Here is a 25,869-nt window from a genome sequence, read left to right on the forward strand (position 1 = left end):
ATGAAGGGCGTGGGAACTGACATCGGTACGATCCATTTCGTCGGCATCGGCGGGATCGGGATGTCGGGCATTGCCGAAGTGATGCACAACCTGGGTTACCAGGTGCAGGGCAGCGACATTGCCGAGGGCTATGTCGTCGAAGGCCTGCGTGCGCGCGGGATCAAGGTGATGATCGGCCACAAGGCCGAGAACCTGGGCGACGCCGCGGTCGTCGTCACCTCAACCGCCGTGAAGCGCGACAATCCCGAAGTGGTCGCCGCGCTGGAGCATCGCGTGCCGGTGGTGCGCCGGGCGGAAATGCTCGCCGAACTGATGCGCCTGAAGCGCACGGTCGCGGTGGCGGGGACGCATGGCAAGACCACCACGACCTCGCTGGTCGCCGCCCTGCTCGATGCCGGCGGCGTTGATCCGACCGTGATCAACGGCGGGATCATCAATTCCTATGGCTCCAACGCGCGCCTGGGCGAGAGCGAGTGGATGGTGGTCGAGGCGGACGAGAGCGACGGTTCGTTCCTGCGGCTCGACGGGACCATCGCGGTGGTCACTAACATCGATCCCGAGCACCTCGATCACTACGGCTCGTTCGACGCGATCAAGGATGCCTTCGTCGAATTCATCGAGAACGTGCCGTTCTATGGCTGTGCGGTGCTGTGCATCGATCACCCCGAAGTACAGGCGGTGATCCCCAAGGTACGCGACCGCCGCGTCGTGACTTACGGCTTTTCGGCCCAGGCCGACGTGCGCGGTGAGAACGTCACGCCGTTCCCCGGCGGCAACCGCTTCGACGTGGTGATCCGCCAGCGCGATGGATCGCAGCGCCGGATCGAGGGGATCGAGCTGCCGATGCCGGGGCGTCACAACGTCCAGAACGCGCTCGCCGCTGTGGGAGTCGCGGTGGAGATGGGCTGTGCGGATAGCGTGATCCAGACCGGCTTTGCCAAGTTCGGCGGGGTCAAGCGCCGCTTCACCAAGGTCGGCGAGATCGACGGCACGACCATCATCGACGATTATGGCCACCACCCGGTCGAAATCCGCGCCGTCCTCGCCGCCGCGCGCGAAGGGGTGCAGAACCGGGTGATTGCCGTGGTCCAGCCGCACCGCTTCACCCGGCTGCGCGATCACCTGGAGGACTTCCAGGCCGCCTTCAACGATGCCGATATCGTCTATGCCGCCCCGGTCTATGCCGCTGGCGAAACACCGATCGAAGGTGTCGATTCCGCCGCTCTGGTCGATGGGATCAAGGCGCGCGGCCACCGTTCCGCGCACCTGATCGCCAGCGCCGATGCCCTGGCGGCAGAGCTGGCCAGCATTGCCCAGCCGGGCGACATGGTGGTCTGCCTCGGCGCGGGGGATATCACCAAGTGGGCCGGGGGCCTCGAAGCCGCGATCCGCGTCCTGCGGAGCGGTGGATGACCACCGCCACGCTTCCCTCTGTCCGGGGCAAGCTGACCCCCAAGGCACCGCTGGCGCCGCTCGTCTGGTTCAAGTCCGGCGGTGCGGCCGAATGGCTGTTCGAGCCGAAGGACCTGGCGGACCTGCAGCACTTCCTGCGCCAGCTCGATCCCGCCGTGCCGGTCATGGCGCTGGGGCTGGGATCGAACATGATCGTGCGCGATGGCGGGGTGCCTGGCGTGGTCGTGCGGCTGGGCAAGGCCTTTGCCAAGGTCGAACAGACCGCCGACCTGACGCTGAATTGTGGCGGCGGTGCTTCTGGCATCCTCGTGTCCTCGACTGCGCGCGACAACGGGATTGCCGGGATGGAGTTCCTGCGTTCGATCCCCGGTACGGTTGGCGGCTTCGTGCGGATGAACGGCGGGGCTTACGGCGGCGAGGTCAAGGACATCCTGGTCGATTGTGATGTGGTGCTGCGCGATGGTTCGCTGGTCACCCTGCCGGTCGCGGCGCTGCATTACACCTACCGTCATAGCGAGCTGCCCGAAGGTGCGATCGTGGTGGCCGCGCGGTTCCGGGGGCATCCGGGCCAGCCAGAGGACATCCAGGCCGAGATGGACCGCATTTCCGCCAGCCGCGAAGCCAGCCAGCCGCTGCGTAGCAAGACCGGCGGGTCGACTTTCAAGAACCCCGCCGGGCACAAGGCCTGGCAACTGGTTGACGAGGCTGGCTGTCGGGGGCTTCAGCTGGGCGGCGCGCAAGTCAGCGAGAAGCACACCAACTTCCTGCTTAACCTCGGCGATGCGACCAGCGCCGATATCGAGGCCCTGGGCGAGGAAGTGCGCCGCCGGGTGAAAGACAAGTCGGGCGTCGAGCTCGAATGGGAAATCCAAAGGGTAGGTAAGCAGTGACTTTGCCGAAACTCCACGTCGCGGTCCTGATGGGCGGCTGGTCGAACGAACGGCCGGTCAGCCTGATGAGCGGCGAGGGCGTGGCCAAGGCGCTGGAAGAGCGCGGCCACCGTGTGACCCGGATCGACATGGACCGCCAGGTGGCTCAGAAGCTGGCCGAGGCCGCGCCCGACGTGGTGTTCAACGCGCTGCACGGCTCGCCGGGCGAGGATGGTTCGGTCCAGGGCATGATGGACCTGATGGGCCTGACCTATACCCATTCGGGCATGGTCACCTCGGTCATCGCGATCGACAAGGAGCTGACCAAGCAGGCCTTGGTTCCGTACGGCATTCCGATGCCCGGCGGGCGGATCGTGCCTGTGGAAGAGCTTTACGAGCGCGACCCGCTGGAGCGGCCCTATGTGCTGAAGCCCGTCAACGAAGGCTCCTCGGTGGGCGTCGCGATCGTTACGGCCGAGGGCAATTATGGCAACCCGATCAGCCCGGATACCCGTGGGCCATGGCAGGAGTTCAGGGAACTGCTGGCCGAGCCTTACATTCGCGGGCGCGAGCTGACCACGGCGGTGATCGGCAACCGTGCGCTGATGGTCACCGAACTGCGGCCCAAGTCAGGCTTCTACGATTTCGATGCCAAATATACCGAAGGGATGACCGAGCACGTCTGCCCGGCCGAAATCCCCGACGAGATCACCCAGGCCTGTCTCGACCTGGCGCTGCGCTGTCACCAGCTGCTGGGCTGCAAGGGATGCAGCCGCACCGACTTCCGCTGGGATGACGAACGCGGGCTGGAGGGTCTGTTCGTGCTGGAAACCAATACCCAGCCGGGGATGACCCCGCTCAGCCTGGTGCCGGAACAGGCGAAGCACCTGGGCATTTCCTATGGCGAACTGGTCGAGATGATCATTGCCGAGGCGCTGGCCGACAAGGCTTTGACTGACAAGGCGGCGAAGGAAGGGGGCAAGCGATGAGCCAGACCATCAAGCGCGGCGGCAAGAGCGTGCGCAAGGCCGTGGCCGCCCAGGGCAAGGTACGCCAGGTCCGCGCAGCCAAGGCGAAGACCGGCTCGGCCGTGGGCGCGGCGCTCGCCTGGCTGCCGATCAGTGAGGCACAGTGGCAGCGCCTATTCCTGGCCCTGATCCTGGGCGGCGCGGCGGTGCTGGCCTGGACGGTCGCAAGCTTTGCCGGCGTTCCGGCCATGGCCGAGGCGCAGCTGGCCAACATGGCCCGCGATGCAGGGCTGGAAGTGCGCCGGGTGGAAGTGCGCGGGGTCAAGAACCTCAATGAGCTGCAGGTCTATGAGCGCGCGCTGGCCGAAAAGGACCGCGCCATGCCGCTGGTCGATATCGAGGCGCTGCGCGGCGAACTGCTGCAGCTGTCGTGGGTCGAGGATGCCCGCGTTTCGCGCCAGCTGCCGGATTCGCTGGTGATCGACATTGTCGAACGCAAGCCTGCCGCCGTGCTGCGCAAGGCCGACAAGCTGGTGCTGATCGACGCAACCGGGCACGAACTGGAAGTCGTTGGTCCTGCTCGGGCCAAGGGCAAGCTGATGGTTTCGGGCCCCGGCGCGGGTCGGCAAGTGGTAGCTCTGCAGGAACTGATCGCCGCGGCTCCCGCGCTCAAGCCCCAACTGCGCGAGGCCGAATGGGTCGGCAATCGCCGCTGGAACTTCACCTTCAAGACCGGCCAGGTCCTGGCGCTGCCCGAAGGCAAGGACAAATCGGCCAAGGCACTGATGACCTTCGCCCGCCTGGATGGCGTCAACCGGCTGCTCGGCGGCAAGGTGGCGGCCTTTGATATGCGCGCGGGCGACCGGATCTACCTGCGCGTGCCGGGCCGGACCGACCCGGTCGAGCAGCCGGCGCCCAAGGCGGAGGCAGCGGCCGAAACGTCCAAGGCGGACGATGCCAAGCCGAAGCCCAAGTCCGAGGAGAAGAACTGATGGCGCCGCCCCGCATCGCGCGCGTTTTCGGCGCGGTTAACATCGGCTCGTTCCGGGTTTCGGCGATGATCGCCGGGATCTCGGAAACCGGCGAGATGGTGGTGCTGGGATCGGGTCACCGCGCTGCCCAGGGCATCAAGCGCGGTTACGTTACCGACATGCAGGCCGCCACCTATGCCGTGCGCGATGCGGTGGAGCGGGCCGAGAAGATGGCCAATACCTCGATCGGTTCGGTCTGGATCGGGGCCTCGGGCGCGGGGCTGGCCAGCCAGGTCGCCCAGGTTGAGATCGACATCGGCGGTCGCCAGATCGAGGAAGACGATATCGAGCATCTGCTGGTGGCCGCGCGCGACGTGGTCCAGCCGGACGGGCGCATGGTGCTGCACGCACAGCCAGCCCATTACACGCTCGACGGGGCCGATGGCGTGGCCGATCCCAAGGGGCTCCATGCCGAGCGGCTGGGGGTCGATGTTCACGTCATGCTGGCCGATGGCGCACCGGTCCGCAATATCACCGAGGCCGTCCAGAACGCCCACTTGCAGGTCGAAGCCGTGGTTGCTTCGCCGATTGCCGCCGGGTTTGCCTGCCTCAACGCCGAAGAGCGCGACCTGGGCGTGGCGCTGGTCGAATTCGGCGCGGAAGTGACCAATGTTTCGGTTTATGCCGCCGGCATGCTGCTGGGGCTGGTCACCATTCCGATCGGATCGGGCGACGTGACCGATGCGATTGCCAGCGCCTTTGGCATCCGCCGGTTCCAGGCCGAGCGCCTGAAATGCGTCCACGGTTCGGCCATTGCCAGCCCGGCCGATCACCGCGAGATGATCCCGGTGAACGCCCCGGGCGATGAAACCACCGGCCCGCTGGCGCGGCATGCCGATGACAAGAACCGCATCCCCCGGGCCGAGCTGATCTCGGTCATCACGGGGGAAGTCGGGCGGCTGATGGAAGAGGTTTCGCGCGCGCTCAAGGCGCTTGGCTTCACCGGCCAACGCGGACAGCAGGTTGTGCTGACCGGCGGCGGAGCAGAGCTGGCGGGGCTGGCGGACTATGCCCAGTCGGCGCTGGGCAAGCCGGTACGGATCGGGCGGCCGCAGCACCTGAAGGGTCTGGCCGAAGCTCACGCGACGCCTGGCTTTTCCACCCTCGCGGGCCTGGTGCTTTATGCTGCCGCCGATCCGATCGATATCCGCGCGGTCGGCAAGCGGTATCAGCCAACCATGCGCTATTCTGGCCTGGGGCTGGTCCACCGGGTTTACCGGGCAATGCGGGAGTATTTCTGAGCCGATGATGTGGCAGTTTTGCACCGTCGACTGTGGACAACGTAACCTTACGGGTTGGAAACTTGGAATCGTGCGGTGCAGTAACCAAGATACGTGACAGATTTGCATCCGCTTGCCGGATAGGAGAGCGCCATGAGCATCAATATCGGACCGCCAGCCGTTGAAGAGCTGCGTCCCCGGATCACCGTGATCGGTGTGGGCGGTGCAGGCGGCAACGCCATCGCCAACATGATCGCCGCCGGGATCGAGGGTGTCGATTTCGTGGTGGCGAACACCGATGCCCAGGCGCTGAACAACTCAATTGCGGAACACCGCATCCAGCTGGGCCCCGACATCACCCAGGGCCTGGGCGCAGGTTCGCGCCCCGAAGTGGGCAAGGCCGCGGCCGAAGAGACCCTGGCCGAGATCGACCGCGCGCTGGATGGCGTGCACATGTGCTTCATCGCCGCCGGGATGGGCGGTGGTACCGGCACCGGCGCGGCCCCCGTGGTGGCCAAGGCCGCCCGCGAGAAGGGCGTGTTGACTGTCGGCGTGGTGACCAAGCCGTTCCTGTTCGAAGGTACCCGCCGGATGCGCTCGGCCGAGGCCGGGATCGAGGAACTGCAGAAGCACGTCGATACGTTGATCGTCATTCCCAACCAGAACCTGTTTCTGGTGGCAAAGGCCGAAACGACCTTCAAGGAAGCCTTCCTGCTGGCCGACGAAGTGTTGCAGCAGGGCGTTCGTTCGATCACCGACCTGATGGTCATGCCGGGCCTCATCAACCTCGACTTCGCCGACGTCCGCTCGGTCATGGCCGAGATGGGCAAGGCGATGATGGGCACGGGTGAAGGCAGCGGCGAAAACCGCGCGCTCGAAGCCGCCGAAAAGGCGATTGCCAACCCACTGCTCGATGGCGTTTCGATGCAGGGTGCCAAGGGCGTGATCATCTCGATCATCGGCGGCGAGGACATGAAGCTGCTCGAAGTCGACGAGGCAGCGAACCACATTCGCGAACTGGTCGATCCCAACGCCAACATCATCTGGGGTTCGGCCTTCAATCCGGACCTGCAGGGCAAGATCCGCGTTTCGGTGGTCGCCACTGGGATCGAGCAGAACGCGGCCCAGGCCGAAGAGGCCGCGCGTCCGTTCAGCCTTGGGGCATCGCGTGGCCCGGCCCGCCCGGCCGTGGCTGCACCGCCGGCCGCCCAGCCGCTGTTCGAGCGTGGCGCTCCGGCCGAACCTGCTCCTGCTCCTGAGCCGGTTGCGGCCCCTGCGCCCGAACCGATGCCATTCGAGCCGACCCCGATCGATGAGCCGGCAGTCGATGAACCGGCGCCTGTGGCCAGCTATGCCGATGATGAGGATGACTGGGATGTGCCCGGCGCCAGCACGGCACCGGCTGCCGAGCCGCTTGAGCTGGAATTCGAGGCGGGACAGCCCGAAGCTGGCGACAGCCAGGGCGGCGGCAACGATGACGATGAATTGCTGCTCGATGCCTCGCGGCTGATCGAAGAGGATGAACCGGTCGGTGAAGCGGGCGGGGGGATCCCCGGTCGTCGGCGCGGGCTGGTGTCCAGTGCCAGCGGCGAGACCGCAGGTGGCACTGCCGGAGAAGGCGATTCGACGGATCATTCGCCGGTGATCCCGGCCCAGAAGACCCCGCGGGTTGCAGCCGGGGCCACACTGTTCGAACGCATGGCCAATCTCTCGCGCGGCGGTGGGCGGACTGATACCGACGACTCTGACGACGATGATGACGACAGTGGTCCGTCGATCAGCATTCCGCGTTTCCTGGGGCGCCAGAACAACCAATAGACTGCCATGGCATGGCTGGGCCGAATGGTCGGGGTGGCTGTTCGGCCACGGTTCAGCTAGGCTGTCATAGCGCCCGCTGCGGCCCTGTCCTTGGCGGGGCATTCCGCCTGTAACTGATGGAATTGATGCCGCTCATGCCTTTTGCCCGCTTGCTTCGCTCGGCCTTGCTTGGCGGGGCGGTGCTGTCGCTTTCGGCCCCGGCCGCCCTTGCTGCGCGGCAACAGCAGGACGATGGCGAGCTGGATGCGGTGAGCCAGCCCGTGGTGCAGCCGATCCCTGGGGCACCGGGCATGCGGCTCAATGAGGCGCTCGGGCGGTTGGCGCGCAATCCGCGCGATGTCGATGCCCTGGTCGATGCGGGGAAGGCTGCCGCCGCGATTGGCGATGCCGAAGCGGCGATCGGCTTTTACCGCCGAGCCGACCAGTTGCGGCCCGGCAATGCCAATATCAAGGCGGGTCTGGCCAGCGCACTGGTGCTCAGCGAGGATCCGTTCAGCGCGATCCCGCTCTATCGCGAGGCCGAAAGCGCCGGGGCAATCGATCCCGCCTATCTGGCGGAACGTGGCCTGGCCTATGATCTGGTTGGGGATAACGAAACCGCCCAGCGCCATTACCGGCAGTCGCTGGCCGGTCGCCCGGATGACGAAACCCTGCGCCGACTGGCACTGAGCCAGGCCATTGCCGGTGACCGGCGCGGCATGGAAATCACGCTCAGCCCGCTGCTGCAAAAGCAGGACAAGGCCGCCTGGCGCACCCGCGCCTTTGCCTTCGCAATCCTCGGTCAGCAGGCTGAGGCCGAAGCGATCGCCCGGGCCAACCTGCCCGAAGGCGCGGTCGACACGATGATTTCCTACCTGCGGTTCATGCCCCGGCTGACGCCGGCGCAACAGGCGGCAGCGGCAAACCTCGGTCATTTCCCGCGCGCCGCCGAAATCGGCCGCGACGATCCGCGCGTTGCCGCCTTTGCCCGGCCGCGCGCAACCCTGGCCGCTGCCGACAAGCCAGCCGCAGCATCGGTTCCCCCGGCCCGGTCCGAACGCCCGACGCGCCAGCCGCGCACCCGCAGCGCCGTCTCCGGCACAATCGTCGGATCATCTCGCTCGACCCCGCCCGAGCCGCAGCCGGTGCGGATGACCGTTACGCCGCAACCCAGCGTAAGCCCGCAACCTGGCGTGACGTCGGTGCCAGCTCGCTCCGCAGCTGTCGTGCCGCCACCGGCACCGGCGGTCACGCCCGCACCACCACCTGCGCCCGCCCCCACACCCGCCCCAGCACCGGCGCCTGCACCCGTCCAGGTAGCGGTTAACACCGCGCCGGTTGTGCCGGTTATCGTGCCACCACCGGCCCCGCCGCCGGCTCCGCCTCCCGCTCCCGCACCGCGGGCGCGCAGCCTGGCCGATGTTTTTGCCGATCTGAGCCCGCCCAGCCGCGAAGCGCTGCCACCGCCGGGTGCGGTCGACGTCCGCCGCCTGGCCGCAACCGAGGCCAGCGCGCAGAAGCCTGGCACCACGGCCAAGGGTCGCGACACCAAGAGTCCGGCCGCGACGCAGCCTAGCCGGATCTGGGTGCAGCTGGCGGCAAGCCGCGACAAGGCGGGGTTGCGCGACGATTTCCGCCGGTTCGCCCGGCAGGAGCCTGACCTGTTCAAAGGCCGCAAGGGCTTTACCAGCGCCTGGGGGCAGGCCACCCGGCTGCTGACCGGTCCGTTCGCCAGCGAGCGGGCCGCCAATGCCTTCCTCGCCCAAGTGAAGAAGGCCAAAGTGGCCGATGGCTTCGTCTGGACGAGCCCGGCTGGCCAGGTTGTCGATCCCCTGCCGGCTCCGCGGTGACCCCCGACTTAAGCTTTTCCACACCTTGTAAACAGGCTTGTCACGTTTTGCGCAGGTGCGTGGCCCCGGTGGATTGCCGCCGGGCCCCATCGCACAGCATCCAGCGCCCATGATGCAGGGCAACCGTGATTTCGAGCGCGAGGACGACGCTGCGCCAGTCGACATGCTGGCTTCGCTGTTCGAAGCGCGGGGCTGGCCGTGCGAATATGTCGGCGAGGACGAGATCTCGGGCGAGATCAAGGGGTCCTGGGCCAGCTATACCATCCGGGGCATCTGGCGGCGCGAGGATCACGTGCTGCAATTGCTTTGCCTGCCCGATATCCGCGTGCCGGATGACAAGCGCGCCGGACTGGTCGAGTTGCTGGCGCTGGTCAACGAGCAGCTGTGGGTCGGCCATTTCGATATCTGGTCGAACGGCGGCGTGCTGCTTTACCGTCACGGGCTCTTGCTGGGTGACGAGGGGCTGCTGAGCCTGGCCCAGGCCCAGGTCGCGGTCGAGGCCGCGATCGAGGAGTGCGATCGGTTCTATCCGGCCTTCCAGTTCATGCTGTGGGGCGGCAAGACGCCGGACGAGGCACTGGCAGCTTCGCTGGTCGATGCGGCCGGAGAGGCCTAGCATCGTGCCCATGAGTGGGCTTGATTCGATCCTGATCGTCGGCTGCGGCAACATGGGCGGGGCCATGTTGCGCGGCTGGCTGGCCGCCGGAGCCGATCCGGCACGCTTCACCGTGGTCGATCCGTTCCTGGCGGCTGTGCCGGATGGCGTTGCCTTGTTGCGCAACCTGCCTGAGGCGGTGACGCAGGATGCCGTGCTGCTGGGGGTGAAACCGCAAGGTTTCGCCGACCTTGCCACCAACCTCGCTCCGCGCCTCTCCAGGCCTCCACTGGTGCTTTCGATCCTGGCCGGGATCGGGCTGGACAGCCTGGCCGAGGCCTTGCCCGACGGACGCGGCTGGGTGCGGATCATGCCGAACCTGGCCGCGGCGCTTGGCAAGTCGCCGCTGGCGCTGGTTGCACGGGGTGGATCGGCGGGCGATCGCGCCGCCGTGGCCGAACTGCTTGCCCCGCTGGGCACACCTGAATGGCTGGCGGGTGAAGAGCTGTTCGACCTTGCCACCGCGCTGGTCGGATCGGGGCCGGCCTTTGTCTATCGCTTCATCGATGCCCTGGCGGCCGGAGGGGCGGCGCTGGGCTTTGCGCCGGACCAGGCCGAGCGGCTGGCCCTCGCCATGGTCGAAGGAGCGGCCGAACTGGCGCGTCATTCTCCCCATTCTCCCGGTGAACTGGCGCGGATGGTGGCCAGCCCCGGCGGCACGACCGAGGCAGGGCTCAGGGTCCTGGATGAAGGGCAGGCTCTTGCCGTGCTGGTCGAGGCCACGCTGCGCGCGGCGCGCGACCGCGGCGCTGAACTGGGTGGGCTCGCCGGAGCAAATCGCGGTTAATCAGGACCGTTTCGTTCCGATTTCGCTTGAAAGCGGAAGCGATCTTACCGATATTCCCTTTCATTGGACGGCTATCGTGCCGCCCGCAACACGGAGAGAAAGTCATCATGGCTAACTGGAACGACCCCCAGCCCGGCACCAAGCACGGTGGGACAGGCTTTGGCGCGTCCCCCAGCCTCAATGGCGAAGCCCTGGCACAGGGCGCGACCTATGACATGGGCCTGCGCAAGCACATGCTGGGCATTTACAACTACATGGCCTCGGGCGTGCTGCTCTCGGGCATTGTCGCTCTGCTGTTCGCCAACTCGGGTCTTGCCGCCCAGGTTCTATCGACGCCGCTCAAGTGGGTGATCATGCTGGCCCCGCTCGGTTTCATCTTCGCGATGAATTTCAACCGTTCGGCCGCCACGCTGCAGATCCTGTTCTGGACCTTCTGTGCGGTCATGGGCCTGTCGCTGTCGTCGATCTTCCTGGTCTTCACCGCCAGCTCGATCGCCAGCACCTTCTTTGCCACCGCCGGTGCCTTCGCGGGCCTCAGCCTGTACGGTTACACCACCAAGAAGAACCTGTCGGGCATGGGCTCGTTCATGGTGATGGGCCTCATTGGCATCATCGTGGCCATGGTGATCAACATCTTCCTGCAGTCGAGCGCGCTGCAACTTGCGATCTCGGTGCTTGGCGTGGTGATCTTCGCTGGCCTGACCGCCTATGACACCCAGCGCCTGCGTCAGGAATACTACATGCTGCAGGGCACCGAGTTTGCCGGCAAGGCGATCATCCTCGGCGCGCTGACGCTGTATCTCGACTTCATCAACATGTTCCAGTTCCTGCTCAGCTTCCTCGGCAACCGCGAATAAGCCTGGCAGACAATTGATCGTGCCCGGCGCGCTCTCCGGCGCGCCGGGCATTTTCTATGGCGGCGCTTGCGATTAATAGAACCGCTTCAGCTTCCGGTCAGGTTGATCGGGCCAGGAGGCGGACTGGACAAGGGATCGGCAGCGCAATGGTTGGCTATACGTTGAAGACTGCGTTGGGCGCTGCGGCGCTGTCGTTGCTGCTGGTGGCCAATGCGGCCGATGCGCGCAAGAAGAAGGCGCCTGTCCTGCCGCCTCCGCCGCCGCCGGCCCCGGCCCAGACCTGGGTCTTCGTGCCCTGGAAGCCGAGCCCGCCCAACCACGCCTCGCCGTTGCTCAATCCGCCGCCGCTGGGCGCGGACGGGCTGCGCCGCACGGTCAATCGCAACATCTCCCCGGCCCAGACCCTCTGGAACCTGCGGTCGGGCTATAATGTTGCCGCGCTCAACTGCCTTGATCCCAAGCACGCCCAGATCGTGGTGAATTACCGGGCCTTCCTGCGCACCCATGCCAAGGCGCTGCGCGCCGCGAACCTCAAGGTCGATGCCGAATGGCGGGGCAAGTACGGCGCCGGGTTTATCCGCCCGCGCGAGAAATACATGACCGAGGTCTACAACCACTTCGCCCAGCCGCCGACCTTACCGGCCTTCTGCGATGCCGCCCTGGCGATGAGCATCGATGCCCGCAAGGTGAAGGTCGGCGGACTGGATGCCTTCGCCAAGCTGGCGCTGCCCAGCCTGGAAATCGTGTTCGACGATTTCTACCGGCGCTACGATCAGTACCGCGTCGATCTGGCGGCCTGGGAAGCAAAGTGGACCGGGCAGACCCCCGGTACGCATATCCTCGTGCCGGTCTCCAGCCCGCTGGCAATGGCCGCGAGTCCGGTAGCCCAGCCCTGAGTGGTCCGGCACTGACCGGACACAACTTTGCTCTTTCAAGGGCGCGGCCCTTTCGCTAAGGGGGCGCCTCGCGACTGGCGGCTCGCCGCCGGTCACTCGCACTGGAACGGGGCCGTAGCTCAGATGGGAGAGCGCGTCGTTCGCAATGACGAGGTCAGGGGTTCGATCCCCCTCGGCTCCACCAGTGTACCGCTAATTGCTCCAGATCGACCTGCGAACGCCACCGGCCTGCGCTTCCGGTGCTCACGACCTTAATGGTCGCTGCGCGCCGGTTCTCGCCCGGCAGCATTCTCGGCTCGATCCGAAGCAATTCCCGGCACACTGGCCATGCTTTTTTCCAAGCGCGACAATTGCGCGACTTCACGATAGATAGACCCCAATGCATTTTCTCGACCAGGCCAAGATCTACATTCGCTCCGGGCAGGGCGGGCCGGGGGCTGTCTCGTTCCGGCGTGAGAAGTATGTTGAATATGGCGGCCCCGATGGCGGCAATGGCGGCAAGGGCGGGGACATCATTTTCGAGGCCGTGGCGGGGCTGAATACCCTGATCGACTTCCGCTACACCCAGCATTTCAAGGCGCCGCGCGGGGTCCACGGTTCGGGCAAGAACCGCAACGGCGCGGCTGGCAAGGACCTGGTGATCAAGGTTCCGGTCGGCACCCAGGTGATCTCGGACGAAGACGGCGAGACCGTGCTGCTTGACCTGACCGAGGCCGGCCAGCGGGTCACCTTGCTGCATGGCGGGCTCGGTGGACGGGGCAACGCCAGTTACAAGACCAGCACCAACCGTGCACCAAGACAGCACCAACAGGGCATACCGGGCGAGGAAATGTACGTCTGGCTGCGCCTCAAGCTGCTGGCCGACGTTGGCCTGGTCGGCCTGCCCAATGCCGGCAAGAGCACCTTCATCAACCAGATCACCAACACCAAGGCCAAGGTTGGCGATTACGCCTTTACCACCCTGCGTCCCCAGCTGGGCGTGGTGCGCCATCGCGATCGCGAATTCGTGCTGGCCGACATTCCGGGCCTGATCGCCGGGGCGGCCGAGGGTGCCGGGATCGGTGACCGGTTCCTGGGCCATATCGAGCGCTGCCGGGTGCTGATCCACCTGATCGACATCAACGGCACCGACCCGGCCGAGGCGCTGGAAATCATCGAGGACGAACTGGCGGCCTATGGCAATGGCCTTGAGGAAAAGCCGCGCCTGATCGCGCTGAACAAGGTCGATACGGTCGATGCCGAACTGGTGAAGATGTTCATCAAGGAACTGAAGGCCGCCGGGGCGAAGAAGGTCTATCCGATTTCGGGTGCTACCGGCAAAGGCATGGACGCCCTGCTCGATGCCGTACTCGAATACCTGCCCGCCGCCACGGTAACCGAACGGCCCGATGGCGAACGCGAAGAGGCCGACGACCAGCCCTGGTCGCCGCTCTGACCGCCGCTCTAGGCATTGCATCGCGCGCCGATTCGCCTAATCGGCAAGCCATGAAGATCACCTGCCTCGCCGATCTGGCCGATGCCGCCCGCTGCCGCCGCCTGGTGGTGAAGGTCGGCTCGTCGCTGCTCGTCGGCAAGGACGGGGTGCGGCGCGGCTGGCTGGAAGGGCTGGTGGCCGAGATCGCCGCGGCCCGCGCGCGCGGCCAGGAAGTGATCGTGGTCTCCTCCGGCGCGATTGCGCTGGGCGCGGCCAAGCTGGGGCTGGACAAGGGCGGGCGCGGTAGCCTGGCCGATGCCCAGGCCGCTGCCGCCGTCGGCCAGATCGCGCTGTCGGGCCTCTGGGCCGAGCTGCTGGGCGCGCATGGCCTCACCGCCGCGCAATTGCTGCTGACGCTGGAAGATCTCGAGGACCGCCGCCGCTACCTCAACGCCACGGCGACGCTGACCCGCCTGCTCGATGCCGGCGCCGTGCCGGTGATCAACGAGAACGACAGTGTCGCTACCCAGGAAATCCGCTTTGGCGACAATGACCGGCTCGCGGCCCGCGTCGCCCAGGCGGCCCAGGCCAATGCCGTGCTGCTGCTGTCCGATGTCGATGGCCTGTTCGATCGCAACCCGGCCGAACCGGGCGCGCGGCTGCTGCCCGAAGTGCGCGGGGTCACGGCCGAGGTTCATGCCATGGCCACCGGCGGCTCCTCCTCCGGCATGGGTTCGGGCGGCATGACGTCCAAGCTCCAGGCCGCCGAGATTGCCGAACGCGCAGGGATTGCCCTCGCCATTGCCAGCGGGCTGCACGATGCACCGATTGCCCGCGCCACCACCCAGGCGATCGGCACCCTGTTCCTGCCCAAGCGCAAGGATGCCGGGCGCAAGGCCTGGCTCGGCGGGCGTCTGCGCCTGAAAGGCGCGCTGGTGATTGACGCCGGGGCAGCCCGCGCGCTGGGCAAGGGTTCCAGCCTGCTTGCCGCCGGAGTAGTGCGGGTCGAGGGCGAATTTCAGCGCGGCGATGCCGTGGCGATCCGCAGCGAAGGCGGCGAGACGCTGGCCCACGGCCTTGCCGAGTACGATGCGCTGGAATGCGCGCGGCTGATGGGCCGGAACTCCGCGGAGCATGGCGAACTGCTGGGCTATGCCCCGCGTTCGGCCGTGGTCCACCGCGATCAGCTGGTGCTGCTGTGACAATTGCCATTACCGGCGCGACCGGGTTCGTTGGCCAGGCCCTGCTCGACCGCGCGGTGAAAGCCGGCCACGAGGTGCGCGCCCTGACCCGGCGCGAGCAGCCGCCCCGCGCCGGGGTGGAATGGGTACGCGGCGATCTGGATAATCGCGCCGCGCTGAAACGCCTGTGCAAGGGCGCGGAAGCCGCAATCCACGTGGCCGGGGTGGTCAATGCCCCCGATGCCGCCGGGTTCGAGGCCGGCAATGTCACCGGCACGCTCAACCTGATCGAGGCGGCCCGGCACCAGGGCGTACCCCGGCTGGTCCACGTTTCCTCGCTCTCTGCGCGCGAGCCGGACCTGTCGGCCTATGGCGCCAGCAAGGCGCGGGCCGAAAAGCTGGTCATGGCCGGCGGGATCGACTGGACCATCGTGCGCCCGCCCGCGATCTATGGCCCGCGCGATACCGAGATGTTCGAGCTGTTCCGGCTGGCCCGCTGGGGCCTGATGCCGATGCCGCCCAGCGAGGGGCGCACCTCGGTGATCCATGTCGACGATCTGGCCCGGCTGCTGCTGGCGCTGGTTCCGGCGAGCGAGGATGTCTCCCACCAGGTCTATGAGCCCGACGATGGCCGCAAGCAGGGCTGGAGCCATTACGAGCTGGCTCGCGCGGTCGGCTGGGCCATGGGGCGGCGCCCCTGGGTGGTGCATCTATCACGCGCCTCGCTGGAACGGGTCGCGCGGGCCGATCGCTTCGTGCGCAAGCACAAGGCCAAGCTGACGCTCGACCGGGTTGGCTACATGACGCACCCGGATTGGGTTGTTACCCACGAAGCCCGGCCGCCTGCAGGCCTGTGGCGCCCGCTGATCCCGACGCGCGAGGGGCTGAAGGCGACGGCCGAATGGTACCGCGAGAACAAGTGGCTTTAGGCCGGGAAGAACCGCCCTTCGAAGACCACCCCGGCGATCCCGATCCGGTTTAAGCCCGCCACTCCGGCGGCATAGGGATCGCGGTCCAGCACGGCGAAGTCGGCCTTCTTGCCGGGCGCGATCGAGCCGACCAGGCTGTCCATGCCGATCACCTGTGCCGCCTCGCTGGTAATCGCGCGCAAGGCCTTGTCGAGCGTCAGCGCCTCGCTTGGCACCTTGCGGTTCCCTTCGATAGTGATCCGGTTGGCCGCGATCCCAGCGAGGTAGAAGGGATCGATCGGGGCCATGTTGAAATCGCTGTGCAGCCCCAGCGGCACACCCTTGCGCTCCAGCGAGCCCAGCCGGTTGATTGCCCCGGCCCGGTCATGTCCCAGCCCGGTGCGGCCATAGGCATCGCCCAGCACGCGGATGTAATTGGGCTGGGCCGACACCATCAGGCCAAGCCGGGCAATCCGGCGGTTCTGCGCTTCGGTTGAATAGCCCAGGTGTTCCAGGGTGACGGTCTGAGCCCGGCGCTCGGGCAGGCGCTCGACCGCTGCGAGCACGGCATCCAGCCCTTCGTCGCCGTTGACGTGGATGTGCAGCGAATAGCCCGCCTGCCAGAACCGGCTGGCCATTTCGGCCAATGCGGTGGGCGGGGTGATCCATTTGCCCTGGTGCCCGTCGGTATAGCCGGGCGGGTTCATCCGCATGTTGAGGGCGAAGAACGCGCCATCGGCCAGCAACTTGACCCGCCGGTCGACGCGGACATGCGGTCCTGCAAAGGCCGCTTCCGTTTCGCGCAGCATCTGATCGAGATCGCGACTGGCAGCAATCTGGTGCGCCAGCGGCATCAGCATGATCCGCGAAGGATTGTCCGCGCGTTCGAAGGCAGTGCGGATCAGGCCGGCTTCGGTGGCGAAATCGGCAAAGATGCCGGTGCCCATGTCCGATACGGTGGTGACGCCCCTGGTCAGCATCAGCCGCTGGAGATCGGCCATCCCGGCGCGAACCTTGCCGCCGCCGAGCAGGGTCGGCTGCATCTTGCCCAGCGCCACTGGCAGGCCGGTTTCGGAAAACAGCCCTCGTTCGAAACTGCTGTCCTTGGGATCGGCTCCGGCCTTGGCCATGGCGGCGGCGAAGGCTTCCGCCGTCCCCAGACCCCAGGCCTTGAGCGCGGCACTGTTGACGATCACGTCGTGAAAGCTGCGCTGCCAGATCACCACGGCGCGATCGGGCGCCAGGGCATCAAGTGCGGCGCGATCCAGCGGACCGTGAAACAGTTCGTGATAGCCCCAGCAGATGAACGGATCGGTCGAACTGGCGGACAAGGCTGCGCGCAGCCGGTCCCACCATTCGCGCGGCGTGCGCGCACCGGGATAGCGGCCCTTGGGCAAGTCCCAGTCGTCCGGAGCGATGAAGGGCAGGTTGAGCATGACCGCTGCCAGCATCGGGTGAACGTGCGGATCGATCAGCCCCGGAAACAGCACCTGCCCGGACAGGCTGCGGTCGATCCTGGTCGGCCGGCCTGTGGTCCAGGGGGCCAGTTCGTCCAGGGTCTGACCGAGCCCCAGGACTATGCCATCAGCCACGGCGACAAAGCGGGCGGTGGGTAGCGCCGGTTCCATGGTCACGATCCGGCGTGCCTCGAACACTGTCACCGGGGTCTGGGCAGCGAAGGCCCGGCTGCCGAGCGGTGCGGCGGCGAGCGGCAGGGCGGCGAACGAGGCGATGGCGGTGCGGCGGTCCAGCATCATGGCCGCAGTCTGCGGGCAGCGTGATCGAAAGGCAACCTCGCCTGTTTGGCCGGGCTGGGCCTCAGGACGCCGGATCGTAGCCCGGCGGCAGTTCGCTGGCGCTGGCTTCGCCGTGGATGCTGCACCTTGCCTCGGTCTCAGCCCACTTGCCAGCCGGGCTGTGGCGACCGCTGGTCCCCACGCGCGAAGGGCTGAAGCCGACGGCTGAATGGTACCGCGAGAACGAGTGGCTTTAGACGGATTAGGTGTTTCCCCATATTCCGCCTAGGCTCGTGTCAGGCGCGCGAGTCGGTGAGGCTATTCCCGGTCTCTCCGTGAAGAGGGGAAAACCACATGAGAATTGCGATCGCACTGGCCGCCTTGGTGGCGGTTGCCGCTTGTTCGAAGCCCGAACCGGCGGCTGAAACGCAAGCCGCTGCCACCACGGCGGCAGCCCCCGAAGCGACCAACATTGCCGCTGATGGCCAGGCCTCGGTGGGAACCTACAAGGTCACTGCCGCCGACGGGAAGGTCTATGTCGAGGAAGTGAAGGCTGACGGCACGTACCAGTCCACCCTTGATGGCAAGGTGAACGAGACCGGCACCTGGGTGCAGAAGAACCCGAACCTCTATTGCACGACCAAGACCGGCGAAGCCGAAAAGTGCAACGAAGAGAAGGTCGAAAACGGCGTCTGGACGAGCAAGAATGCGAAAGGCGAAGTCTCGACCGTGGAGCGCGTTCCCGGCTGAGCCCTGGCGCTGGATCACCTTTCCATCCCTTGGATGGGAAGGTGATCAGAACGCCGGATCGTAGCCCGGCGGCAGTTCGCTGGCGCTGGCTTCGCCGTGGATGCCGCATTCGGTCTTTTCCCAGCCCTTCCAGCGGCCGGAACGCGGGTCTTCGCCGGGGCCGACCTTGCTGGTGCAGGGCGAGCAGCCGATCGAGGGATAGCCTTGCGCGACCAGCGGGTGGCGCGGCAGCTTGTGTTCGTCGATATAGGCTTCGAGCTGCTCCTTGGACCAATCGGCCAGCGGGTTGAGTTTCAACCGGCCTTCGTCGATCTCGAACCGGGGCAGGGCGGCGCGGCTCTTGGCCTGGAAAGCCTTGCGGCCGGAAATCCAGGCGTCGAACGGGGCCAGCGCGCGGCGCAGCGGGCGAACCTTGCGGATATCGCAGCAGCCATCGGGATCATAGGACCAGCGCAGCCCGGTCTGGTCGCGCGCGGCCAGGTCATAGGGATCGGGGCGGAACACGCGCAGGTCGGTAAAGCCCAGCCGCTCGGCCAGTTCGTCGCGATAGGCCAGCGTCTCGCCGAACATCTTCTGGGTGTTGATGAAGATCAGTGGCACGGTCTTGTCGACCGCAGCGACCAGGTGCAGCAGCGCCGCCGATTCCGCGCCGAACGAGGAGACGATGGCGATCCGGCCCTTGAGCTCGCCCGCCAGCAGTTCGGTCAGCATCGCCCCGGTATCGACCCCGGCAAAGCGCGCGTTCAGCGCGTCTGCATCGGCCTGGACAAAGGCCGGGGCAGTATCGATCACATCGGGCTGGCGCTGGGCCTCAGCCATGCCGCTTGGCCCAGATCGCGGCGCGACCATCGGTGGTGGGCTGATAGACTTCGGCAAAGCGGTTGAAAGCGGCTTCGGCATCGGCGGGATCGAGTGGCACTTCGGGGGCGAAGGCATCGAACCCGCAGCGGCGCAGGAAGGCGATCTGGTCGACCAGCACGTCACCCACGGCGCGCAGTTCGCCGGCATAGCCAGCCTCGCGCAGGATGCGGGCGGCGGAATAGCCGCGACCATCGCCGAACACGGGGAAGTTCACCTCGATCAGCTGGAGCCGGTCGAGGTGCGGGATCAGGTCACGCGCATCGTCGCCCGGTTCGAGCCGGACGGCGGCGGCGTTCGATTGCTCACCGAACGAATCCACCGTCACGGCCGGATCGGCCACCGGCTCGTCATTGCGGAAGCGGAACTGGACTTCAGCCATAGAGCGCCTCCTTGAACGGGGCCATGCCGATGCGGCGATAGGTATCGAGGAAGCGCTCGGTGCCTTCCTTGTTGGCAAGATAGACTTGGGTGGCCTTCTCGACCGCGTCGACGATGCCGTCCTCATCGAAGCCGGGGCCGGTGATCTGACCGAGCGAGGTATCGGCCGCCTCGCTGCCGCCCAGCAGCAGCTGGTAATTCTCGACGCCCTTGCGATCGACCCCCAGGATGCCGATGTGGCCGGCGTGGTGGTGGCCGCAGGCGTTGATGCAGCCCGAAATCTTCAGCTTCAGTTCGCCGATTTCCTGCTGCTTATCCGACAGCCGCTGGCTGATCTTCTGCGCGACCGGGATCGAGCGGGCATTGGCGAGGCTGCAATAATCGAGGCCGGGACAGGCTATGATGTCGCCGACCAGATCAAGGTTCGGCGTGCCCAGACCATTGGCCTCCAGCACCTGCCACAGCGTGTACAGGTCAGCCTTCTTCACATGCGGCAGGACGATGTTCTGGGCGTGGGTAACGCGCAGTTCGTCGAACGAATACTGCTTGGCGAGGTCCGCCATCAGCCGGATCTGCTCGCCGCTGGCATCGCCGGGGATGCCGCCAACCGGCTTCAGGCTGATCGTTGCGGCGATATAGCCGGGCTGCTTGTGGGTGACGCAGTTGTTATCCACCCACAGCGCGAAATCGGGATCGCTGCGGTCAAGCTCGTCGGGCGCACCGGCTTCGAACGGCGGATCGGCGAACATCGCCTTGATCCGCTCCAGCTCGGCCAGCGGCGGCTCGATGTTCTGGCTCAGCAAGTGGGCAAATTCTTCCTCGACTTGGCGGGTATATTCGTCCTTGCCCAGCTCGTGGACCAGGATCTTGATCCGCGCCTTGTACTTGTTGTCGCGCCGTCCATATCGGTTATAAACCCGCAGGCAGGCCTCCGAATAGGTTATAAATTGGTCAATCGGCACGAAGGGATTGATGCAGGGCGCGATCATCGGGGTGCGGCCCATGCCGCCGCCGACATAGAAGGCCGCGCCAATCTCGCCCGCTTCGTTCTTCACGATCTGGATGCCGATATCGTGCAGCTTCATCGCTGCGCGGTCGATGTCAGAGGCGATCACCGCCATCTTGAACTTGCGCGGCAGGAAGCTGAACTCCGGGTGGAAGGTGGACCACTGGCGGATCAGTTCGGCATAGGGGCGGGGATCGACCACCTCATCCGCCGCGGCCCCGGCATACTGGTCGCTGGTGGTGTTGCGGATGCAGTTGCCGCTGGTCTGGATCGCGTGCATCTCAACAGAGGCGAGGTCGGCCAGGATATCGCCGGCGTCTTCCAGCTTGATCCAGTTGTACTGGATGTTCTGGCGGGTGGTGAAGTGGCCATAGCCGCGGTCATACTTGTCGGCGATATCGCCCAGCATCCGCATCTGCGCGGAGGACAGCGTGCCATAAGGAATGGCGACGCGCAGCATATAGGCGTGAAGCTGCAGGTAGAGCCCGTTCATCAGCCGCAGCGGCTTGAACTGGTCCTCGGTGATGTGGCCTTCAAGGCGGCGGCGCACCTGGTCGCGGAACTCTTCCACGCGGGCATCGACCATCGCCTGGTCATAGGTATCGTATTTGTACATCAGATCACCCAATCGCCGGCGGTCGGATCGGCCGGCTTCAAAGTCAGGTCGGGGCGCACGGTCGGGCCGAGCGCGCGAATGCGGTCCTTGATGTGGGCCGGGCGGACGCCCTGCTCATCCTTCACCGCCTCGATCGCATAGGCGGCGTTGACGCGGCGCGCCGCCATTTCGCGGGCCAGGATCGTGTCGGCGTGATCGCCCACGTCCACCGCATCTTCCACATGGAGCGACCATTGCACGCCGTCCCACCAGGTGACGGCGCCGGTCTTGAGGTCATTGCCGGTCAGGATCTTCACTGTGCAGCCTCCAGCGCCAGGGCGCGCAGGGTTTGAATTTCGGGTTCAGCAGCCACTTCGCCGATCACGATCACCGCCGGGCTCTTCACCTTGTGGCGGGAAACGAGGTCCGGCAGGCCCGCCAGCGGCGCGCGCAGCACGCGCATCTGCGGGCGGGTGGCATTTTCGACCACGGCGACAGGCATGTCGGGGGCGAGGCCATCGGCGATCAGCTTGTCGGCAATCGCCTCGGCCGTGGCGAGGCCCATGTAGATCACCAGGGTGCGGCCCTGACCTGTCAGGCCCGACCAGTTCTGCTCGCTGAGGCCCTTGCACTGGCCAGCGACGAAGCTGACGATCGAGGCCGAGCGACGTTGGGTCAGCGGCATTTGCGCTGCGGCAGCGGCGCCGATCGCCGCGCTGATCCCGGGGACCACCTCAACCGGAACGCCGGCTGCATGGCAGGCTTCCGCCTCTTCCCCGCCGCGCCCGAAGATGAACGGATCGCCGCCTTTCAGGCGAACCACTTCCTTGCCGGCGAGGGCTTCGCGCACCAGGAGAGCGTTGATCTCGTCCTGCGGCATGGTGTGGCGCGAGCGGCGCTTGGCGACCGAGACCAGCACGGCATCCGGCCTGGCCAGCGCCAGGATCGCCGGATCGACCAGGCCATCGTGAACGATCAGCCGCGCGCGCATGATCAGGCGCGCGGCACGCAAGGTCAGCAGGTCGGGATCGCCGGGGCCGGCGCCGACCAGCCAGACTTTTCCTGAGGTGATAGCATTGCTCATGCTGGCTAAGTGCGCGGTCGGGCCGCCTGTCGCCAGCCAGAATGCCTTTGCGGGGGATTAGGTCAGCTATTCGCTCCGATCACGGAGCACTCAGGCCGCGCGCCAGGCGGCGAGGCCGCGTTCGAGGTCGGCCCGCAAGTCAGCCGGATCTTCCAGCCCGATCGACAGGCGCACACCGAACCGGTCGCCTGCCGCCATGCCTGGCAGCGGCCAGGGCGTTGCGCTGCGCACCGAGGCCGGATCGACCGGGCTGACCAGGCTTTCGAAGCCGCCCCACGAATAGCCGATCCCGAACAGGCCGAGCGCATCGATGAAGGCATCGCGCGCCGTGCCATCCTTGCCCGTGAAGACCAGGCTGAACAGGCCGCAGCCGCCGGTGAAGTCGCGTTGCCACAACTCGTGCCCCGGCGATCCGGGCAGCATCGGGCAAAGCACATGGGCCACTTCCGCCCGGTCCGCCAGCCACTGGGCCAGGGCCAGCGCAGTCGCCGTTTCGCGCTCCAGCCGCACGCCCATCGTCCGAAGACCGCGCAGCGCCAGGGCGGCATCGTCAGGCGAGACCACCTGGCCCAGCGCCTGCGCCGTCTTGCGCAGCTTCTGATAGAGCCGTTCGCCCGCCGCCGCGCTGCCCATCATCAGATCGGAATGGCCGCCCACGTGCTTGGTCAGGCTCATCACGGCAATGTCGGCACCGCGTTCCAGCGCCGGGAAGGCCAGCGGCCCGGCCCAGGTGTTGTCGAGCACCACGGCAATGCCGCGTTCGCGCGCCAGGGCAGCGAGGGCAGGCACGTCCTGCACTTCCAGCGTCAGGCTGCCGGGGCTTTCCAGCAGCACGGCCTTGCAGCGTTCGCAGGCCGCGGCGGCAAAGGCGGCAGGGTCCTGCGGATCGAACCAGCGCGTTTCGATCCCCATGTCGCGCAGCAGGCCGCGCGCCATGTTGCGGGTCGGCTCATAAGCATTGTCGGACATCAGCAGGACATCGCCCGGCCGCAGCACGGCCAACAGCGCCCCCGCAATCGCCGCCACGCCGGATGGATAGAGCACCGTGCCCGCCGCGCCGGGCTCCAGCGCGGTCAGCGCGTCAGCCAGCGCCCATTGGGTCGGCGCGCCGCGGCGGCCGTAATAGAAATGACCGTCGGCATTGGGTTTGCCGGCATGCAGCGCGGCCGCATCGGGATAGAGGTGGGTCGAGGCGCGCCATACGGGCGGATTGACCACCGCCCCCGGCTCGCCCGGCGTCCCGGTCCATTCCGCACGCCGCCCCGCGCCAACCAGGCGGGTGGCGGGGCGCAGGTCGTCAGGCTGGTCCTTGCTGCTCAGGCTGCGGCCCCCAGTTCCTTGGGCGTCGCCGGATCGGCGCCCCATTCGGTCCAGCTGCCATCATAGAGCTTGGCATCTTCCTTGCCGAGCAGGTGCATGCCGAACAGCAGCACGCAGGCGGTCACGCCGCTGCCGCAGCTGGTCACCACTGGCTTGTCGAGATCGATCCCGGCACCGGCAAAGGCGGCGGCGAGGCCGGCCTTGTCCTTGAAGGTGCCATCGGCGTTGAACAGTTCGGAATAGGGCAGGTTGCGCGCGCCCGGGATGTGCCCCGCAGCGATGTTCGGGCGCGGATCGGCTTCCTCGCCGGTGAACCGAGCCGCCCCGCGCGCATCGAGCACCTGTTCGGCCCCGCTGCTGACATTGGCCAGCATCTGCTCCTTCGTGCGGACCTTGCCTTCATCCTGCCAGGCGGTGAAGTGGCGGTGGCGCAGCGTTTCGCGGCCTTCGGCCAGCGGACGGCCCTCGGCCTTCCACTTGGCGATCCCGCCATCGAGGATCGCGACATCGTGCGCGCCGAACAGCTTGAGCATGAACCAGGCACGGGCCGCGGTCTTCACCGCGCTGTCATCGTAGATCACGATGCGGCTGCCATCGCCAAGGCCCAGCGACTGCATCCGGCTGGCGAACTTTTCGGGCGGTGGCAGGGTGTTGTCAACCGGCGAAGCGGTATCGACCAGATCGGCCAGGTCCATGAAGACCGCGCCGGGGATGTGGCCCGCCAGGTATTCCTCAAGCCCGTTGCGGCCGCTTGCGGGCATGTGCCAGCTGGCGTCGACGATCCTGAGATCGCTGGCACCCATTTCGTTGGCCAGCCACTCGGTGGTGACAAGACTGTCCATATTCCTCGCGTCCTCCTGGCTTGGGCCGGGCTCTTGCCCGTGCGGGTGCGCGCGCTCCTCTTCGCTGCACTTGCGAAGAGGCTTAACCCGGCGCGGGGCTGGCGTCGAGGGGGATTCGGACCCCCGCAAACCGGACCTTAGCCGACCGCGCGCTGGCCAAGGCGCGCGAAGGTGCGCGGGCCAAGGTCGAGCCGGAGCGGGCGGAGCGCGCCGCCCGGCTGGTCGGGCAGTTCGCCCACCACGAAGGTCTGGGCCAATACCGCCGAAGCGGCGTCGGCTTCGACCGCTTCCACGCGCAGCCGCACCAGCGGCACGAAGTAGGCCGCGTTACCGGCACGGATCGGGGTGATCATGGCCAGCGGCAGGCGGAACTCGCCCTTGAACTCGGCGCTTTCGCCGGGTGCCAGCTCGGTCAGGGCGTGGCGCTGTTCGAGCCGCTGTTCGGCGCTGGCGATCTGCTGTTCGACCGGGCGCGAGGCATGGGCGCCGACCATATCGGCCTCAAAGGTCAGCGCGCCGAGCGGTTCCGGGCCAGTGTTGGTCACCTTCAGGCTGTAAGCCAGCGTCGCGGCCACCAACGAAGCGTCGAGGCGGCGGGCCACCAGTTCAAGCTGCAAGCCGCTGTTGTTACCAACCGGCGCTGTTGGCGCTGGGGTTGGTGCCGGGGTTGGTGCAGCGACCGGGGCCGGTTCCGGTTCGGAGGCGGTTTCCGGCTGCTGCTTTGAAACGACCGGCGGCTCGAACGCGATTTGCGGTGCGGCATCGTCGCGGCGGCGGCGCCAGAACAACAGGCCGCCCAGTGCGGCCAGCAGGCCGAGCACCCCGGCTGCCCAGGGCCACCAGGCGGGCAGGGCGGAGGGTTCCTTGGCGGGCGGAGTCGCCGCGGCGGATGGGGCACTCGGCAGCGCGGTTGGGAAGGGATCGGCGGCGGGGGGCGCAGAAGCTGCCGCGCCGGGCAGGGCAAGGCTATCGAGTGGACCTGGCGCGGTGCTGGCCGGGGCTTGGGGCGCAGCGCTGGCCGTTGCCTGCGTCGTCCTGGTCGCCGAGCGCGGCGTGGCGGTCGTTGCCGCGCGCGGTGTGGCGCTCGATGCGGCGCTTGTCGCAGGAGCAGCGCTTGTGGGCGTGGCGGCGGGGCCGGGTGTCGGCGCAGCCGTCGTGGTCGGGCGCGGGCGGGCGGCGCTGGTGGTCGGATCGTTGGGATCGAAGGGACCGGCCGGGCGGGCCGTTGGGGTCGACTGGCCGGGGGGCAGGCTGAAGGTGCTCTGCGCCGCCAGCGGCATGGCGGGCAGGCCCAGCGCCAGCGCGGCCAAGGCCATTGCCAGAGATGCCCTTGCCTGTCGCCCGTTCACGTCTTGCCCCTTCAACTGTCTGCGCCGGCGCCCCCGGCGCGCGGCAAGCCCCCTAGCGATAAAGGCACTGAATGGGGAGTGAACTTTCCCCCGCCAAGAGGC

At 67.1% G+C, this 25,869-nt stretch carries 24 protein-coding genes and 1 tRNA gene; 16 read left to right on the plus strand and 9 right to left on the minus strand.

Translation table 11 applies throughout. The features are described 5' to 3' along the window. From murC to O9281_RS00735, 15 genes are all read left to right on the plus strand, one after another. Positions 1-1,413 carry a UDP-N-acetylmuramate--L-alanine ligase gene (gene murC, locus O9281_RS00665; RefSeq protein WP_298181747.1) on the plus strand — a complete coding sequence of 471 codons (1,413 nt, stop codon included), beginning with the start codon at positions 1-3 and terminating at the stop codon, positions 1,411-1,413. Continuing rightward, positions 1,410-2,303 carry a UDP-N-acetylmuramate dehydrogenase gene (gene murB, locus O9281_RS00670; protein ID WP_298181749.1) on the plus strand — a complete coding sequence of 298 codons (894 nt, stop codon included), beginning with the start codon at positions 1,410-1,412 and terminating at the stop codon, positions 2,301-2,303. Before murC ends, murB begins: the two co-directional genes overlap by 4 nt. Continuing rightward, entirely contained in the window at positions 2,300-3,271 is a 972-nt protein-coding gene (locus tag O9281_RS00675; RefSeq protein WP_298181751.1) for a D-alanine--D-alanine ligase, read from the plus strand. Before murB ends, O9281_RS00675 begins: the two co-directional genes overlap by 4 nt. Continuing rightward, on the plus strand, positions 3,268-4,242 hold the full coding sequence (locus tag O9281_RS00680; protein ID WP_298181753.1) for an FtsQ-type POTRA domain-containing protein: 975 nt from the start codon (positions 3,268-3,270) through the stop codon (positions 4,240-4,242). Before O9281_RS00675 ends, O9281_RS00680 begins: the two co-directional genes overlap by 4 nt. Continuing rightward, positions 4,242-5,522, plus strand: a complete 1,281-nt coding sequence (gene ftsA / locus O9281_RS00685) for a cell division protein FtsA (protein WP_298181755.1) — start codon at positions 4,242-4,244, stop codon at positions 5,520-5,522. Before O9281_RS00680 ends, ftsA begins: the two co-directional genes overlap by 1 nt. 132 nt (positions 5,523-5,654) lie before the next feature. Next, entirely contained in the window at positions 5,655-7,319 is a 1,665-nt protein-coding gene (gene ftsZ, locus O9281_RS00690) for a cell division protein FtsZ (RefSeq protein ID WP_298181756.1), read from the plus strand. Positions 7,320-7,444: 125 nt separating this feature from the next. After that, positions 7,445-9,148, plus strand: coding sequence for an SPOR domain-containing protein (locus O9281_RS00695; protein ID WP_298181757.1), 1,704 nt, complete (start codon positions 7,445-7,447; stop codon positions 9,146-9,148). 109 nt (positions 9,149-9,257) lie between these two features. Further along, positions 9,258-9,764: a YbjN domain-containing protein gene (locus O9281_RS00700; protein ID WP_298181758.1), complete on the plus strand. Its 507-nt coding sequence runs from the start codon at positions 9,258-9,260 to the stop codon at positions 9,762-9,764. Between the two features lie 10 nt (positions 9,765-9,774). Further along, on the plus strand, positions 9,775-10,590 hold the full coding sequence (proC, locus tag O9281_RS00705; RefSeq protein ID WP_298181759.1) for a pyrroline-5-carboxylate reductase: 816 nt from the start codon (positions 9,775-9,777) through the stop codon (positions 10,588-10,590). 107 nt (positions 10,591-10,697) lie between these two features. Then, the gene (locus tag O9281_RS00710; RefSeq protein ID WP_298181761.1) at positions 10,698-11,447 is read left to right on the plus strand and encodes a Bax inhibitor-1/YccA family protein; all 750 of its coding nucleotides are present in this window, start codon (positions 10,698-10,700) and stop codon (positions 11,445-11,447) included. Between the two features lie 161 nt (positions 11,448-11,608). Further along, on the plus strand, positions 11,609-12,343 hold the full coding sequence (locus tag O9281_RS00715) for a hypothetical protein (RefSeq protein ID WP_298181763.1): 735 nt from the start codon (positions 11,609-11,611) through the stop codon (positions 12,341-12,343). 108 nt (positions 12,344-12,451) lie between these two features. Next, positions 12,452-12,527 (plus strand) — tRNA-Ala (locus O9281_RS00720). Between the two features lie 195 nt (positions 12,528-12,722). Beyond that, positions 12,723-13,778: a GTPase ObgE gene (gene obgE / locus O9281_RS00725; protein ID WP_298181765.1), complete on the plus strand. Its 1,056-nt coding sequence runs from the start codon at positions 12,723-12,725 to the stop codon at positions 13,776-13,778. Between the two features lie 50 nt (positions 13,779-13,828). Continuing rightward, entirely contained in the window at positions 13,829-14,959 is a 1,131-nt protein-coding gene (gene proB / locus O9281_RS00730) for a glutamate 5-kinase (protein ID WP_298181767.1), read from the plus strand. Next, the gene (locus tag O9281_RS00735; RefSeq protein WP_298181768.1) at positions 14,956-15,867 is read left to right on the plus strand and encodes an NAD(P)-dependent oxidoreductase; all 912 of its coding nucleotides are present in this window, start codon (positions 14,956-14,958) and stop codon (positions 15,865-15,867) included. The genes proB and O9281_RS00735 overlap by 4 nt, the downstream gene beginning before the upstream one ends. Here the strand turns inward: O9281_RS00735 and O9281_RS00740 are convergent. Beyond that, positions 15,864-17,603, minus strand: coding sequence for an amidohydrolase family protein (locus tag O9281_RS00740; RefSeq protein WP_298181769.1), 1,740 nt, complete (start codon positions 17,601-17,603; stop codon positions 15,864-15,866). The genes O9281_RS00735 and O9281_RS00740 overlap by 4 nt on opposite strands. Before the next feature lie 333 nt (positions 17,604-17,936). Between O9281_RS00740 and O9281_RS00745 the strand changes: the two genes are divergently transcribed. Next, a complete protein-coding gene (locus O9281_RS00745) occupies positions 17,937-18,332 on the plus strand; it encodes a hypothetical protein (RefSeq protein ID WP_298181771.1) in 396 nt (131 codons plus the stop codon). 45 nt (positions 18,333-18,377) lie between these two features. On the opposite strand, the gene O9281_RS00750 is transcribed toward O9281_RS00745, so the two are convergent. From O9281_RS00750 to O9281_RS00785, 8 genes are all read right to left on the minus strand, one after another. Continuing rightward, entirely contained in the window at positions 18,378-19,151 is a 774-nt protein-coding gene (locus O9281_RS00750; protein ID WP_298181772.1) for a phosphoadenylyl-sulfate reductase, read from the minus strand. Beyond that, positions 19,144-19,572, minus strand: coding sequence for a DUF934 domain-containing protein (locus O9281_RS00755; protein WP_298181774.1), 429 nt, complete (start codon positions 19,570-19,572; stop codon positions 19,144-19,146). Before O9281_RS00755 ends, O9281_RS00750 begins: the two co-directional genes overlap by 8 nt. Further along, positions 19,565-21,193, minus strand: coding sequence for a nitrite/sulfite reductase (locus tag O9281_RS00760; protein WP_298181776.1), 1,629 nt, complete (start codon positions 21,191-21,193; stop codon positions 19,565-19,567). Before O9281_RS00760 ends, O9281_RS00755 begins: the two co-directional genes overlap by 8 nt. Then, on the minus strand, positions 21,193-21,489 hold the full coding sequence (locus O9281_RS00765) for a DUF2849 domain-containing protein (RefSeq protein ID WP_298181778.1): 297 nt from the start codon (positions 21,487-21,489) through the stop codon (positions 21,193-21,195). Before O9281_RS00765 ends, O9281_RS00760 begins: the two co-directional genes overlap by 1 nt. Then, entirely contained in the window at positions 21,486-22,256 is a 771-nt protein-coding gene (gene cobA, locus O9281_RS00770) for a uroporphyrinogen-III C-methyltransferase (protein WP_298181779.1), read from the minus strand. The genes O9281_RS00765 and cobA overlap by 4 nt, the downstream gene beginning before the upstream one ends. A gap of 90 nt (positions 22,257-22,346) precedes the next feature. Further along, positions 22,347-23,621 carry a cystathionine beta-lyase gene (metC, locus tag O9281_RS00775; RefSeq protein WP_298181781.1) on the minus strand — a complete coding sequence of 425 codons (1,275 nt, stop codon included), beginning with the start codon at positions 23,619-23,621 and terminating at the stop codon, positions 22,347-22,349. Beyond that, positions 23,573-24,418, minus strand: a complete 846-nt coding sequence (gene sseA / locus O9281_RS00780) for a 3-mercaptopyruvate sulfurtransferase (RefSeq protein ID WP_298181783.1) — start codon at positions 24,416-24,418, stop codon at positions 23,573-23,575. The genes metC and sseA overlap by 49 nt, the downstream gene beginning before the upstream one ends. A 137-nt stretch (positions 24,419-24,555) precedes the next feature. Then, on the minus strand, positions 24,556-25,734 hold the full coding sequence (locus tag O9281_RS00785; protein WP_298181785.1) for a hypothetical protein: 1,179 nt from the start codon (positions 25,732-25,734) through the stop codon (positions 24,556-24,558). Positions 25,735-25,869 lie beyond the last annotated feature (135 nt).

The organism is Novosphingobium sp., assembly GCF_027531025.1.
Taxonomy (GTDB): Bacteria; Pseudomonadota; Alphaproteobacteria; order Sphingomonadales; family Sphingomonadaceae; genus Novosphingobium.